This is a genomic window from Mucilaginibacter sp. SG564 (assembly GCF_013149275.1).
In the GTDB taxonomy this organism is placed as follows: domain Bacteria; phylum Bacteroidota; class Bacteroidia; order Sphingobacteriales; family Sphingobacteriaceae; genus Mucilaginibacter.
Window position 1 is genome coordinate 110,450 of the sequence record NZ_JABGNA010000014.1, and the last position, 14,072, is coordinate 124,521.

The following is a 14,072-nucleotide window of genomic DNA, read 5'->3' on the forward strand; positions in this document are numbered from 1 at the left end:
TAAAACACTTTGCTGTATAGAAACGGACTTGCAACTACATTATTATTTATATAGCTAACAATAATTAAAAGCAACAAAATTGCTTTTAATTACTACATTTGCCACACCAAACAGACTGAAAGATGAGCACCATACGACCAAAACCCGTTACCATAATTACAGGATTTTTGGGGGCAGGTAAAACCACTTTTCTGAATGGGTTGATAGCCTACAAAAACACCGAAAAACTGGCCGTGATCGAAAACGAGTTTGGTCAGGAAGGAATAGATGGCCAATTGGTTATCTGCGCGGATGACAAGCTATTTGAACTCAGCAATGGGTGTTTATGCTGTACGTTGAATGAAGATTTTTACTCGCTGCTGGAAGTTTTATGGGAAGGACGCGAAGAATTTGATGAACTGGTGATAGAAACCACGGGAATAGCCAATCCCGCATCGGTAGCGGCACCATTTCTTACCAATGCTAATGTACCTTATTATTACAAGCTTAACCGGGTGATATGCCTGGTAGACGCCCATAATATTGAGCAGCAACTACATGAAACCGACGAAGCACGCAATCAGATCAGCTTTAGTGATATTTTACTCATCACTAAAACAGACATGGTAGATATCGAACAACTGGCCCATATCGAAAAACTTTTAAAAGGCATTAACCCGTTGGCTGTTGTATTGTCTGGCTATCGTGATTGCTACCCTTTTACCCAAATTTACGAGGTAACACGCGGAACTGTGGCCGAGGCTAAATCGTCCAAACCCACCAACCGCACCTTTACACTGCAACGCCATCAACATGAAGACCTGGTTTCATTAAGTTTTAACTTCGTCGAACCTTTTGATCTGCAACTGCTATCGCACCGGTTAACCGTTTTTCTGAATTTTCAAGCCAAGGATGTTTACCGGGTAAAAGGTATTTTTAGTATTCACAACCAAACACAAAAAGTCATCATACAATCGGTCATGAATGATCTGGCAGTTGCAACCGGGGATACCTGGACTACTGAAGCCGAGAGAAACAGCCGTATTGTATTTATTGGTAAAAACCTGAACCCTAACGGGTTCGAGAAAATGTTGAGACAATGCTTATACCGACACATTTAAATACATACGGGTACATTACCTGGAATCCAGATCCCAACATTTTTGATTTAGGCTTTTATGCCTTACGCTGGTATTCTTTTTTATTTTTAGGTGGCTTTATACTGAGTTATCTGATCATTAAACATCGCTTTAAGATCGCCTGTATTAACCCGCGCCTGCTTGAGCAGCTTGCTATCTATATAGTAACAGGTACGCTTGTTGGCGCCCGGCTGGGGCATTGCATATTTTATGATTGGGATTACTACCATTCACATCTCATAGAGATAATCTTACCTTTTCAGTTCACGCCTCATTTTAAAATCACAGGCTATCAGGGACTGGCCAGCCATGGTGGTGGCATTGGTATATTTATAGCATTATGGCTTTATCATCATCAATACCACAAGCATATTAATTTATTGTGGGTTATGGATCAACTGGCTTTAGTTGTTCCACTGGCCGGGTGTTTTATCAGACTGGGCAATCTCATGAACTCGGAAATTATCGGTCGGCCAACAGAGCTCAACTGGGCATTCATTTTTGTGCGGGATGATGGCATTCCCAGGCATCCGGCGCAGCTTTATGAAGCCTTGGCATACGTTGGTATTTTTATTATTTTGAACTTACTGGCCAAATATAGGCCATCAAAAAATGGCTTTCTGCTCGGTTTATTTTTGACATTGGTATTTACCGCGAGGTTCTTGTTAGAAGGGCTTAAGGAAGACCAGGCAGCCTTTGAAGCTCATATGTCATTAAACATGGGCCAATTATTAAGCATTCCTTTTGTTGTGGCCGGCATTATCCTAATGATTGTTAAAAGCGGAAAGCGTACCAAAATACCTGATGAAATAAAAACGGCATAAACAAAAAAGGGTTACCTGTATATACAAGTAACCCTTTTTTAATTAAATTGATATTAATTTTTATGAATATCCAATTCACTGATCAGGTTATCGGCATGGCCTAATTTATCCATACACCACAACACATAGCGAATATCTACACAAATAGTTCTTTTATATTTTTTGTCGAAAGCAATATCCCCACTCATGGCTTCCCAGTTACCATCAAACGCTAAACCAATCAATTCACCATTACCATTTATAACCGGCGAACCAGAGTTTCCGCCTGTAATATCATCATTGGTGATAAAACATACGGGTACCGTACCATCAATAGCATACTGGCCAAAATCTTTTTTCTTATAAGCATCAATTAATGAGGCTGGTAAATCAAATTCACTATCGCCAGGTTTATACTTTTTCATCACCTCATCTAAATTAGTAGTGATATTATACTGTTTGCCATCCTTTGAGGCATAATCCTGCACATTACCATAGCTGATACGCATAGTTGAATTGGCATCCGGATACATAAGCCTACCTTGATTTTTTTCAAGCAAAGCCTGGAGATACAGCTTATCCAACTTTTCTTTCTGCGCCTCAAAATCGCCAACCTTTGAACCAAAAGTATTACGGGCATAAGTGCGGGGACTTACCTGACTGGCGTATTGATAAGCCAGATCGTTACCTAACACTTCGATAGATGGATTTTGCATAAACGCCTTAAATTTATCCGGGTTAATCACAACACTCTTGCTCCAGAGCTCATTAGCGAATTTTGTAAATGATTCTTCAACGGTAGCTCCCTTGTATTTCTTAACAATGTCCTCAATAAACTGTGGATGTTGTTCTTTCGGAACACCGGCATAATAAGTGGTCATGATCTGCGCAAAGATCTTTTTATCAGCAATTTCATTATAGTTGCTCACATAGCCATCGTTCACTTCCTTCAGGTCCTTTTTAAGGTCTTCTACAGCTTTGGCATCATCCTTACGGGCATCAAGACCTTTTAAGATATTATAGGTAACCAGCGTATTATAAACAAAGCCGGGAGCTAACAAACCCTCTTCTACAAAGGTACGATGTATGGCATATGGCTCATAGGCGGCATACATTTTTTTATAGCTATCCATTAAACCAGCATAGGCTGGTTTATCAGCAGCCCATTTTGTAAACTCAGCCTCTTCTTTTAGCTTTTGGTCATAAATATCCAGTTGTTTCAACTGTTCAGTTTGACCAATAAAGTACTTCCAATAATTGGCTATTTCGGCATATTTTGATGATAGCTTAAGGCGGGTATCCACACTCTTATTCATCTCCTCTTTCCAGGCTTTGAGGCGGATATCACGTAATTTTACAATTACTGGATTGGTCTCTTCGGTAGCTAACCGAACACCATTTGAAGTTAAAAACCTATCTGTATGGCCGGGATATCCATAAACCATGGCAAAATCGCCATTCTTAACACCTTTGATAGATACCGGCAGGAATTTCTTGGGCACCAACGGCACATTATCTGCCGAATAAGCAGCCGGCTTACCATCTTTGCCGCTGTAAATTCTGAAAATGGAAAAATCTCCGGTATGTCTTGGCCATTCCCAATTGTCGGTATCGCCACCAAATTTACCTATTGATTGAGGCGGGGCTCCTACCAAACGGACATCGTTATAGGTTTCATACAGGTACAAAAAATATTGGTTTCCATCGTAGAAATCGTTTATAGCACCTTCATAACCAGTATTTCGGGTGGCGTCAACAATGAGTTGGTTTTTAACCTCTTCGAGTTTTGCTGCACGATTAGCCTCTGTAGCACCTTGTAAAGCGGCCGTTATTTGCGGAGTTACATCTTCCATCTGTACCAAAAACTGTACAAATAACCCAGGTATAGGCTTTTCTTCGGTGTAATTTTTAGCATAAAAGCCGTTGTCCAGGATATCGTTTTGCGGTGTTGAATTGGCAGATATAGCCTCATAACCACAATGATGGTTAGTAAAAACCAAACCTTTGTTGGATACCACTTCGCCGGTGCAAAAACCGCCACCCAATGAAACAATGGCATCTTTTATACTGGCTTTGTTAATATTGTACAGATCTTCAGGAGTTAGTTTAAAACCCTGTTTTTTCATCTGGTCATAATTTTTACCTATTAGCATAGGTATCCACATCCCCTCATCCGCTTTGACCACATCCACTAAAATCAGCGGAAGCACCATCACAACAATCATTAATTTAAGTCTATTCATACAATTGGTCTAAAATTTTAAATATAGCTATTGTCTATCAAATCCTTATTAATAAATGCACCAACCGCTGCCCCCAAAGCAACCGACATCGATACAGCACGCATTGGAGTAGTGTTATCACCTGCCGCATAAACTCCAGATATATTGGTTCGACCAAAACTATCAACATTAATATAACCCGCATCTGTGAGGTCGCAGCCCAGTTTTATAGGCAGATCGCAATGTTGTACAAAAGCCGGACGATTATACAAAGCATTTAAGTGATAAAGCTCATCGTTTTCCAGGGCTATGCCTTTGAGTCGGCCATTTTCATGTACAATCTCCCTGATCCTGGTTTCTTCTATATTAATATTGCGGGCCCTCAATTGTATAACCTGTTCCATACCCAATGTTGATACACCGTTTGTAAACAAGGTGATATCTTTTGTCCAATTATTGATGAGTTTAGCATATTCATAAGCGATGTCCCCATTCCCTAAAATCCCTGTTGCTTGCTGGCGTACTTCGTAGCCATGACAATACGGACAATGTATTACAGAAATCCCCCAGCATTCAGCAAAACCGGGGATATCCGGCATAGTATCTTTTACGCCTGTTGCAAAAAGCAGTTTTTCGGCAAGATATCTTTTACCCCACGACGTTTGTATGCGAAAACCAACTTCTTTTATGGTAGCTTCTATTGCTGTATCGGCAATTAGTTTAACTGTATCATACATCATAAGTTGTTCGAGGGCTATTTGGGTGATAGCTGCAGGAGTTTCCCCGTCACGGGTTAAAAAGTTATGTGAATGTGGGGTTTGCTGGTTGCAGGGTTTACCAGAGTCGATCACTAAGACCTTGCGAAGAGTCCGGCCCAAAGAGGTGGCCGCAGACAACCCCGCGTAACTACCCCCGATAATTATCACTTCAAAATCTGTTTCAATACTATTCATCACTTTCATCTTATTATTCCGGGATGAAAGTTAATGAAGAATAAACATAAATGCAACTTTATTGCATTTATGTTGTTATAAAGAAATAATAAATAATAGAAATAGCCAGACTTTTAAGCGTTAGCGTATTTATTAAATATGAAAAAATGAATGGTATTAATTACCTGATTTGCCCTGGTTATAAACTTGCTTCCAATAAGCTTCGATACTCTCTAATGAACGGCCCTTGGTTTCCGGGATAAGTTTAAAAGTAAGCCAAAGGGCCGGTGAGCAACAGAGCGCGAATAGCCAAAATGTCCAGGATGATCCCAGGGCTTCTAACATAAGAGGTGTTAGCTGCCCTACCAAAAAATTTCCTACCCACAATGATAGTGTGGCCAAAGCCATCGCCTTACCCCTGATGGCATTAGGAAATATTTCGCCAACAACCACCCAGCAAACCGGGCCGAAAGAGAATGCGAAACAAGATATAAATGTTAGTATAAAGATTAGTATCCATGGCCCGGTTGTTTCCCCGAGGGCGAACAAGGCGCCTATAACAAGCAATGAAATAACCGCCCCACCAATACCGGCGAACAATAAAGGCCGCCGCCCCCATTTATCAATGGTAAAAATGGCTACAAAAGTAAATATCACATTCACCAGGCCAATAGTTACCTGGCCACCAAGCGCGCTGTTTAACGTAAAACCAGCCTGCTCCAGAATCCTGGGGCCATAATAAATAACCGCATTTATACCACATACCTGTGAAAGGAAAGGCAGCAATAAACCAACCCACAAGGCCCGGCGATAAACCGGGGTGAATAATTCTTTAATAGAACCATCTTCATTATGCTTATCCAGTGCTTTGAAAGCATCCATTTCCTTCTCAGCAGCCTCGATACCATCAATTTTTATGAGCACCTCTTTTGCTTTTTGTTCCTGACCTTTTAACAACAACCACCGTGGTGATTCGGGCACAAAAAACAAACAGATCAGAAATATACCAGCGGGCAATGCCCCGATGCCCAGCATACCGCGCCAAACCTCAGCCGAAAATATTTTGTTGATATCCGCACTATTAAATGCATCGGTTGTGTGGCGGGCCAGATAAGCATTTGAAAAGTAAGCGAGCACAATACCAATGGTTAAGGCAAGCTGATACAATGAAACCATCATCCCCCGCAACCGCGATGGTGAAAACTCAGAAATATATAGTGGTGACACCATCGAGGCTACACCAATGCCTAAACCACCGATTAGCCTAAACACAATTAAGGTAGTAAATGAATTTGATAACATGCAACCCAAAGCCGATGCCAGGAAAAGCATTGCAGAAATGATCAGTACGATCTTGCGGCCATATTTATCGCTCAATTTACCTGAAAGACTAACGCCCATGATACAACCTAATAGCGCGCAACTTACAAACCAGCCTTCGCTAACCGCGTTCAAGTTAAAATCATGCTTAACAAGGCTTATCGTCCCCGAAATTACCGCCGTATCGAAACCAAATAAAAATCCGCCAAGAGCAGCCACAAGGCATACCAGATAAAGATAAATCTTGCTTGATCTTTCGACCGTATTATTTTCAGAAACAATCACTTTGCTCATTTTAAAAAGGCTTTAATAACTTTTGCACGGCTTTTACCCAGGTTAGTTAATGTATATGATTCCGCAGCTGCCGGAACTACAAAGGTTTCGGCGTAAGCAAAAGTTTGTTCTGTCCCGTTGGCTGTTTTTATGGTAATGGCAGATCCTTCAACCAGCATCATTACATGACATTGATTATGGGTTTCAACGGTAATATCTTTATCAAATTCTATTCGGTGTACATCGTAAAAATGCTCCTGATGGGTTGGTACATGTACCAGTTCCCAGTCTGCGCCTTGCCCGATAATTTCTTGTTTAGAAATAAGTTCTGCCTGTACTTTTTCACCTTTACGCTCAAAATTGAGGTTGTTAAAGGCATGCTCAATATTAATCGGGCGCGGGTTACCATCAAGATCAAGCCTAAGCCAATCGTACATCTTGAATGTGAATATATACGGTGTAGCGCTGATCTCGAGTACCAGGTTATTGGCTCCGGCGCTATGAACGGTACCGTTCGGGATCAGGAACAGGTCATGTTTTTTTGCTGTATGGGCCTGAACATAATTGGTGATCTCCACTTCATTGTTATCGCATTGACTGGCTTCCAGCACCGATCTGAATTCTGCAGGCTGAATGCTGTCCTGAAAACCAAGGTAAACCTGGGCTTTATCCTTACAATCCAATATGTAATAAGTCTCGTCCTGGGTTATGGTTTCACCAAAATTATCCTGTATATACTTTAATGAAGGATGGCATTGGATAGATAAATTGCCGCCATCATATGTATCCAGAAAATCAAACCGGATAGGGAACTCGTCGCCGAATTTTTGCGCGTGAATACCTAACACCTCTTGCTGATTATTGAACATCAGGAAATCAAAAGATACTTCGAGCAAATAACCGTCACTTTCAAACACCAGGCCATTCTCCGGCACAATCAATTCAAAAGACCAGGCATAGTTTACTACATCCTTATTGATATTTTTAATACGTTCGCGTATCCAATGCCCACCCCAGGCGCCGGGTTCAAACCATGGCCTAACTCTGATAACAGATTGGCTGAGACGGTTCAGACCATCTGCAAGATCGGCTTTGTATATCCAGTTAATATCCTCGGGCCATTGGCCATCGGCTATAACGCTTATTTTACTAAGTATTTGTTTTTTATGGTTGTTTAGCAAAACCCAATCAACAAAGTAAAAGCGTTTATACATTGAAAAAGGCTCGCTAACTTCGTATGCGCCTAAATTAGTTATGGCACCCGCCCGCATCCTGAATTGTAATTCGTTCTTTGGAAGGTCAACATAAATCACGGGGGCATCCCAACCACTCAACGCAGCTCCAGAACCTATCATAATATTAATATCCGTGGCCTTATTGGGTAATTGTCCCGTAAAGTTATCCAACTGATACAGATCATGAAGCAACAGAGTACATTTGGTTCCCCAAACAGCCTCGGGGGTACCTAAAAATGGTTCAATTAAAGTCGCAATTTCCTGTTGTGGCTTTAAATACGTTGAAGTTTCAACCCAATTAACGGTTAAACCATTTTCTGTAAAATATTCATTTAAGGCTGTTTTTATTGTATTCCAAAATACGCCGACGTAACCATCGATGATCACTGTTCTTTTTTTGATGATATACCTGGCTAATGAATGATATCCATTAAAAACTTTACCTGCTTCTAATGAACATATCGGATAAACATCATACTCATCCTGTGCAATGTCCTTAGCAACTAACCTTACAGGCATCAAAAATTGTGAGGTTTTTCGAAACTCTTTGTATATAGTCTTCTTTGGAACGAGTGTATTTGGATGGCTGGAATTGCTATTCATTTATTTGTAATAATGTACATACATATTAGTTTATGTCAACAAAAAAACCTAAAAGAGCTTTTTCATAAAAATTATTAATAATCAGTGGGCTTACCATTTATTATGTACAAACATATAAATAAATTGATTATAGAAGTAATTTCTAATTAATTTATTTTTATACTTGAAAATAATAGCCGCCGAATACTAAAAACAGTTTCGGCCCGTCTTTATGTAGCAACAAATAAACTTGTTGAATAAAATGGTTATTATTGTAATTTACGCTAATAAATGAAATACGCTATAGATCATAAAAGCCCTATTCCTTTACACGTACAGGCTGAAGCTCTTTTAAGAACTTTGATAGCAGAGGAAGAGTACCAGGAAGGTAAACTTTTGCCAAATGAAGTGGATCTTGCCAAAAAACTGGCCATATCACGTACAACCTTAAGACAAGCTATCAACAAACTGGTTTTTGAAGGATTATTAGTGCGCAAAAAAAGATTCGGCACTAAAGTAGCCCAGGCAGCGGTAAGCTCAAAATCAAACAACTGGTTGAGCTTTTCGCAGGAAATGGCATTAAGAGGAATCCCTATCAAGAATTTTGAATTGCACGTTACCTGGGTATTCCCAGATGAAGCGCTGGCAAAATTTTTTGAAATAAAAACTGATCGCAAAATATTAAAAATGGAACGGGTTAGAGGTCGTACTGATGAGCCCTTTGTTTATTTTGCCTCCTATTTTCACCCGCGCGTTGGTCTTACTGGCGATGAAGATTTTAAGAGACCCTTATACGAAATGTTGGAACAGGACCATTCCGTTATAGCCACTTTATCAAAAGAGGAGATCAGCGCAAAATCAGCTAATACTTTTATTGCCGAAAAATTGCGGGTAGCCGTTGGCAGCCCTGTGTTATTTAGAAAAAGATTTGTTTTTGATCAGGGAGAACGGCCAATTGAATATAATTTGGGATACTATAAAGCGGATAGCTTTGTATATACTATTGAAAGCACACGGTAACCACCTGACCATCATTCCATTTAATTTGATGCCCGACTCATCAAGTTAAATTTCCATACCATCCATCCCTTTATCTTTTAAACCTGCTGCATCTGGTGAAACCGGCTACATTATCATTCTACTAGGTGCGAGGCCGCTTAGGGTTAAATGCCACCAGATATGTTAATTCTTCATTCAAAACAGTACGCGTTACTACTTTATGATCTTCTGGGTAACCTGACTGATTAAGCCTTGACTTAATCGTATGAAAAACTTGCAATAATATCTCCGGGAATATCCTGGCCGCAATAGTTGGATAATAATCCTTCTGAATTTTTATCCGTTCAGTATCGGTAACCATACTTAATTCCCAATTATCTTCTCCTTTAAAACCATGTTCTTTGGCGGTATTCAACAAATCGAACATATACATACGGGTTTGTTTTTCTATTGCTTGCTTGTCTATTATCATTGTTTATTTGCTTTGCTTGTTACAGCAACACCAGCAATGCAGGGTAAAATAACCCTATTCTCAATAAGAAGGTAAATAATTGCCTTGCTCATTTTCATGATGGTATTGGTATTGTTTTATTAGCTAAAACTTAATTATCACCGTGTCAGAAAATGGCAATGCCTAAGAATTTTTTTCAGTAGTAGAAAGGAATGGTTTAAAGGTAAGCATATTATATTGCATCCGCGGGGTTTAATTTATTCCCCTTAAAAACAAAATGCGCTCCGGGTTTTACCCCGGAACACACTTGCTTTCCAAAAACTATAACCGCTTATAGTGGAAAATCTTTAACCAATTTAGTATAACTACGCTGATACCGGCTTAATGGTTTTTACAGGTGTAAAATTAACACGTATTCCATCATAATCAGTATATTTTCCGAAAAAATTTACTTTAGCTGTGCTATTAGCAATAGTAAAGCCCATCTGCTGTAACTATAAGTTAAGGAAACTAATAACTGAAGAAGCATAGTTAGTTACCTGTTTGTTTCTGATAAGTATAATTGCGGATTTTTGCACTGGTTTCATACCAGGCCCAGAAACAGGAAAGAAAGAAACCGGTAAAACCATCTTTATATCCCCTTGCAGAAATAAAACTGTTGCGAAACGACCGGAATGGTTGCAATACTATTTCACGGGGTGTACTCCGGATCCCGTTTTTAAAACGAGCCTCACCTTCGTTACGCAGATAACGTGAGTGTTTTTCAAAAAGTTTCCTGAAACCTATCATCCAGTAATGGTGAATAAAGTTTTTGCCTTTAAAAGCAATATCATAGGTAGTATAGCCATCCTTCACCTTTCGCCCGAGGTGGATAAGCTCCCGAAATTCAAAACGATTAGTATTCACCAACAATATCCGCCGGTTTATACCTCCCCAATTGGTACCATAAAGCCTTTTTCCTTTAAAGTAAAAGATCCAGGGTGAACTAATGGCCCCAACATTATCCAACGACACTCCACCATTAAATATATAATGAATTTCATTCACCAATTCCTCACTCAACACCTCATCCGGGTCGGTAATCAATACCCATTCATGTTTTGTTGACCTGGAATATTTGGCATGTATCCACTCGCAGCTATCAACCCGGGGATGGTCGATCACTTTGGCCCCGAACCCTGAAGCTATTTCTTTCGAGTCATCTTCAGAGCCCAGGTCAAAATATAAGATCTCATCACAAAAAGACAAGGGTTTTAAGGCTTGCTCCAGCAACCGGGCTTCATTATACCCTACAATAATGGCGGAAACAGGTAGTTTATCGATCATAGTTGAGCTGGTGATAGCGAACTAAAGTAAATAATTTTATACATTAGTTCGCTATTAAATCTATGCCAGATAAGCCCTTCTTTTCCATTATAATACCAGTTTTCAATAGTGCGGCCACACTATCGGCTGCTTTAGATAGCATTCTGAATCAAACGTTCGGCAGTTACGAAGTAATTATTATTGATGGTTTATCTACAGATGATACCTCGTCTATCATCAGCGATTATGCCAAAAGATTACCCATTCAATATTTATCTGGGCCAGATAACGGTATTTATGATGCCATGAACAAGGGTATACGGTTAGCTGAAGGCAATTGGCTATATTTTATGGGCGGTGATGATATGTTGTTTGATAAAGGAGTATTACAGATTATACATCAGCAGTTAAACAACGAGTTCTGCGACCTGATATATGGCAATGTTATCGGCCAATTGTCAAACACAAAATATGCTTATAATACGGTGGAGAAGGTTTTAACAGAAGGCCTGCATCATCAGAGTGGTTTTTACAAAAGAAGCCTTTTTAACGAGTTAGGCATCTACGATAACTCATTTAAAATAGCAGCCGATTATCATTTCACATTAAAAGTATTTACCGGTAAATTATACCAAACAAGGTATATAGATATTAATATTTGCAACTATGGCGAAAGTGGTTTTAGTTCCCGAAACTATGATTATAAATTTTACAGCTATCACTACAAATTTTTATCAAAAAGTAATGCGGTAAAACAAACCCCAGCCTATCAAAAATGCCTTGACGACTCTGTGTATTGCTGTTTATATTTAGCAATGAATAAAACTGACATCCTGTTTGCCTGGCAAAACCTGCTGTTTTATCTGTTTCAAAAAAATGCACTTACCTTTAATTATAAAGTAAAAAAAGTGTTCCAAATGCTCCGGTGGAGCCTGCTTAGCAGCAAGTAAAATTCAGTTCCCCTATGGGCTTCAATCCCTCCTTTCATCAAGAGGCCAAAATCATAACATTAAAGGATAGTTTCGATGAACTTTATTGAACCTTGTTTAAATATCTTTGTTAAAATACCGGCGGCGTACATGCCGACCATATCTGTATTATTGTAAACATCTGTCATGGCTAACCCATTCAAAGAAGCAAGTGTCGAAGAAATAAACCAGGTAATGCAGCGATCGTACGCCGCGTTCGGAATCTACAGGAAAAAGAGCATCGAAGAAAAGAGCACCTTTCTGGACGCGATAGCCCAGGAAATTGAAGCCCTGGGTGATGCACTGCTGCAAAAAGCATCCGAAGAAACAAACTTGCCCATAGGCCGCCTTACCGGCGAGCGGGCCCGCACCACCGGTCAACTGCGCATGTTTGCCACTATGCTGCGCGAAGGCAGTTGGATAGAGGCCACCATTGATACCGCACAACCCGATCGCGCTCCACTGCCCAAACCCGATCTCCGTAAAATGCTGATCCCCTTGGGGCCGGTGGTTGTTTTTGGAGCCAGTAATTTCCCATTTGCCTACTCTACAGCCGGAGGCGATACCGCTAGTGCCCTCGCCGGAGGCTGCCCGGTGGTCGTAAAAGCCCATCCGGCCCATGCCGAAACATCTGAAATGGTGTATGAGGCCATAAAAAAAGCTATAGCCATTTGCCATATGCCTGCCGATGTTTTTCAGCATGTCCATGGTACTTCTTTTGAAAGTGGCAAGGCGCTGGTACAGGCTCCTCATACCGCGGCGGTGGGTTTTACCGGCTCAACCGCGGGCGGCAAGGCCTTGTTTGAATACTCGGCACAACGAGAAAATCCGATACCTGTATTCTCTGAAATGGGCAGCATTAACCCGGTGATATTTTTACAGGATGCCCTGCAAAAAAATACAGCCGAACTGGCCGTGCAATATGCAGGCTCTATAACCTTAGGTATGGGGCAATTCTGCACTAATCCTGGCCTGATGCTGGCGGTTGAGAGCCCGGCCCTGCATGAGTTTCTGGAGCATTTAAGCGCTGGCATCAAAGCGGTACAGCCTGCCAAAATGCTGCACGCCGGTATCCATACCGCCTACCAAAAGAAAAGCAATGCGGCACTTAAACAAGACGGAGTAAGCCTGGTTGAACAGGCCGAAGCTACAGCACATGATATAGAAGCATTGCCCATTATTGCCAAAGTAAGCGGCGAAACGTTTTTACAGAATCCTTTACTGCACGAGGAAGTTTTCGGTCCCTATTCGCTCCTGGTAAGTTGCCGCGACGAGCAGGAACTGATAGCCGTTTTAAAATCGGTATCGGGCCAGCTTACTACCACTATCATGGGTACCGAAAAGGACCTGACCGATCATCCCGAGCTGATCGATCTGCTGCCATCCATCGCAGGCCGGATATTGTTTAATGGCGTACCTACGGGTGTTGAAGTTTGCGCCAGTATGGTACATGGAGGTCCTTCGCCTGCCACCACGGATAGCCGCTTTACAGCCGTGGGTATTAACGCGGTAAAACGCTGGGTTCGCCCGGTGTGTTACCAAAACTGGCCCGATAGCCAGCTGCCGCAAGCTTTGCAGAATGCCAATCCGTTGGGTATTTGGCGTATGGTGGATAATGTGTGGAAGAAATAAAACTCCTCTATTTTGTTAAAAAAGTGGGTTTACATGGTTTACACTTTTCATGGTTAACATTTATATAACTAATTTACAATCAACAAATTAATTATAATTCTACACGATTATTGGCGTTTTCATGTTAACCCATAATTAGTTGGGTTTACATGAATCAATTTCATAATATTTTGATCTTCCCAATACTTGTAAACTGGAGCCAGGCGACTGCTGACAGAGCTTGATTAGCCCA

11 protein-coding genes are annotated in these 14,072 nt (G+C 40.7%); 5 read left to right on the forward strand and 6 right to left on the reverse strand.

The genetic code is table 11. From position 1 onward, the window contains the following. The first annotated feature begins 122 nt into the window (after window positions 1–122). Together FHW89_RS25105 and lgt are read left to right on the forward strand one after the other, a co-directional pair. A complete protein-coding gene (locus tag FHW89_RS25105; RefSeq protein WP_172337803.1) occupies window positions 123–1,100 on the forward strand; it encodes a GTP-binding protein in 978 nt (325 codons plus the stop codon). Next, window positions 1,079–1,942 carry a prolipoprotein diacylglyceryl transferase gene (gene lgt, locus FHW89_RS25110; RefSeq protein ID WP_172337804.1) on the forward strand — a complete coding sequence of 288 codons (864 nt, stop codon included), beginning with the start codon at window positions 1,079–1,081 and terminating at the stop codon, window positions 1,940–1,942. Before FHW89_RS25105 ends, lgt begins: the two co-directional genes overlap by 22 nt. A gap of 53 nt (window positions 1,943–1,995) precedes the next feature. Here the strand turns inward: lgt and FHW89_RS25115 are convergent, their stop codons facing one another. From FHW89_RS25115 to FHW89_RS25130, 4 genes are all read right to left on the reverse strand, one after another. Then, window positions 1,996–4,164 (reverse strand): S46 family peptidase, encoded by a 2,169-nt coding sequence (locus tag FHW89_RS25115; RefSeq protein WP_172337805.1) that lies wholly within the window; start codon window positions 4,162–4,164, stop codon window positions 1,996–1,998. 17 nt (window positions 4,165–4,181) lie between these two features. Beyond that, the gene (locus FHW89_RS25120; RefSeq protein ID WP_172337806.1) at window positions 4,182–5,096 is read right to left on the reverse strand and encodes an NAD(P)/FAD-dependent oxidoreductase; all 915 of its coding nucleotides are present in this window, start codon (window positions 5,094–5,096) and stop codon (window positions 4,182–4,184) included. A gap of 156 nt (window positions 5,097–5,252) precedes the next feature. Further along, window positions 5,253–6,689 (reverse strand): sugar porter family MFS transporter, encoded by a 1,437-nt coding sequence (locus tag FHW89_RS25125; protein ID WP_172337807.1) that lies wholly within the window; start codon window positions 6,687–6,689, stop codon window positions 5,253–5,255. After that, window positions 6,686–8,422 (reverse strand): class I mannose-6-phosphate isomerase, encoded by a 1,737-nt coding sequence (locus FHW89_RS25130; protein ID WP_253952317.1) that lies wholly within the window; start codon window positions 8,420–8,422, stop codon window positions 6,686–6,688. Before FHW89_RS25130 ends, FHW89_RS25125 begins: the two co-directional genes overlap by 4 nt. 354 nt (window positions 8,423–8,776) lie before the next feature. Between FHW89_RS25130 and FHW89_RS25135 the strand changes: the two genes are divergently transcribed. Further along, entirely contained in the window at window positions 8,777–9,505 is a 729-nt protein-coding gene (locus FHW89_RS25135) for a GntR family transcriptional regulator (RefSeq protein ID WP_172337809.1), read from the forward strand. A gap of 121 nt (window positions 9,506–9,626) precedes the next feature. Here FHW89_RS25135 and FHW89_RS25140 read toward each other — a convergent pair whose 3' ends face one another. Together FHW89_RS25140 and FHW89_RS25145 are read right to left on the reverse strand one after the other, a co-directional pair. Next, window positions 9,627–9,956, reverse strand: coding sequence for a hypothetical protein (locus FHW89_RS25140; RefSeq protein WP_172337810.1), 330 nt, complete (start codon window positions 9,954–9,956; stop codon window positions 9,627–9,629). Window positions 9,957–10,466: 510 nt separating this feature from the next. Next, the gene (locus tag FHW89_RS25145) at window positions 10,467–11,261 is read right to left on the reverse strand and encodes a glycosyltransferase (RefSeq protein ID WP_172337811.1); all 795 of its coding nucleotides are present in this window, start codon (window positions 11,259–11,261) and stop codon (window positions 10,467–10,469) included. A gap of 62 nt (window positions 11,262–11,323) precedes the next feature. Between FHW89_RS25145 and FHW89_RS25150 the strand changes: the two genes are divergently transcribed. After that, window positions 11,324–12,190: a glycosyltransferase family 2 protein gene (locus FHW89_RS25150; RefSeq protein WP_172337812.1), complete on the forward strand. Its 867-nt coding sequence runs from the start codon at window positions 11,324–11,326 to the stop codon at window positions 12,188–12,190. A gap of 165 nt (window positions 12,191–12,355) precedes the next feature. Continuing rightward, window positions 12,356–13,840: an aldehyde dehydrogenase (NADP(+)) gene (locus FHW89_RS25155; RefSeq protein WP_172337813.1), complete on the forward strand. Its 1,485-nt coding sequence runs from the start codon at window positions 12,356–12,358 to the stop codon at window positions 13,838–13,840. The last annotated feature ends 232 nt before the right edge of the window (window positions 13,841–14,072 follow it).